Origin of the sequence: Flavobacterium bizetiae, from assembly GCF_902804475.1 — a bacterium.
GTDB lineage: Bacteria > Bacteroidota > Bacteroidia > Flavobacteriales > Flavobacteriaceae > Flavobacterium > Flavobacterium bizetiae.
Window position 1 is genome coordinate 1 of sequence record NZ_CADCSU010000007.1, and the last position, 1,393, is coordinate 1,393.

The 1,393-nt window shown below is 32.6% G+C and carries 1 protein-coding gene; it reads right to left on the reverse strand.

The annotated features are described in order from the left end of the window. Window positions 1–30: 30 nt before the first annotated feature. On the reverse strand, window positions 31–1,251 hold the full coding sequence (locus tag FLACOL7796_RS00055; RefSeq protein WP_173968576.1) for an IS4 family transposase: 1,221 nt from the start codon (window positions 1,249–1,251) through the stop codon (window positions 31–33). Window positions 1,252–1,393 lie beyond the last annotated feature (142 nt).

Consider the following 1,393-nt stretch of genomic DNA (forward strand, 5'->3'; position numbering starts at 1 on the left):
TAAGAGTGGTCGGAAGAAATTCCGGCCACTTTATGTTTTAAATACTTTTGAAGGATCTCCGCCTGCGAAGACTATCATTATTGCAGTAATAAGTTCCCTTAGTTCCAGACCAAATCTTCTTTTTGCGGTTTTATAACCAAGGTCATTTGCTTTTTTATATATTAAAATCAGCATTGCGGCAATTAAAGTCATATAAATCATCACTTCCATTCCGTTTTTACTTAGTGACACCAAGTGACTGACATTGAGTTCTTGTTTGATAAACCTGAAAAAAACTTCGATGTCCCATCTTTTTCTGTAATATTGGGCAACTTCTTTAGCGGTAAGTTCAAAATCATTGGTAATGAACCAAAATTCTTTTTTGGGATTTTCTTTGTTTTTTACAACTACCAGCCTAAACTTATTTTCAACTTTTTCTTCTCTAAAATATGTATTTCCTAGTTTGTTTTTTATGGGAGTTCCTGTATAGAGATTGATAATGCTGTCTTTTATTAAGAAGTTATCTCCAATATCTAAATCTTGATTCTCTTCAATTAAGGATTTTATCTCTTCATGTTTGCGATTTTCCTTAGCTCTAATTACAAATTTGATATGAGACTGATCAAACTCCTTCATGGTCCTAGTGGACTGAACACCTCTGTCGATGATATAAATATTTCGATGTTCAGAGTCCTTTTTTACTTGATTTAAGATGGCTTCAGGCAGGGCGTTATCTTCAGCTGAATAACATTGTTTATTAAATACTTCAACGCCGGCTGGAAGAATCCCATCAAAGGAAATGCTGAATTTTATAAGCTTCTTGCCACTATTCTGGTCGATCCCTTCTTTAAGCTTTGTAGCTGCTTGTGATACAATTGTACTATCAACGCGTATTAAATTGTACTTGTCTCTTTCTTGCTGATTATAACTCTGTGAGAAACGATCATACATATATTGAAAAATTTCTTTAAAATAATTGGCATCAATCTTAGAGAGTCTCTCCGAGATAGAGCTTCTTCTGACAGTTTCAGATTCGTCCAAATTAAAAACAGCTTTAAAACCTGAATAGTTGAAAGTATCTTCCAATGTCCGTTGACTTAGTCTTTCATTATCTATAATGGAATAAAGAAGCAGGTAAAATACTTTTTTACCATGAAGTACTTTTGAATAGTGATCCACTTTTGTACTAGTGGAGAGATGTGACAAAAGCGCTTCAGGAATAAAACCTAGGAGTTCGTTAACGGATACTTTGTGGTCTTTAAAATTTGCCATACATTACTGTTTTACAGTAATAAATATACAAAAAGCAAGTAAATTAAACAAGAAAATTCGTGTTAAATAAAATAAATAAAAACATTTTTTTTTAAAGTATAAAACAAAAAAGGCCGGAAGAATAATCTTCCGACCATGACTA

Coding starts and splice junctions, on each gene's coding strand:
- FLACOL7796_RS00055 (WP_173968576.1), bottom strand. CDS start 1,251: ATGGCAAATTTTAAAGACCACAAAGTATCCGTTAACGAACTCCTAGGT.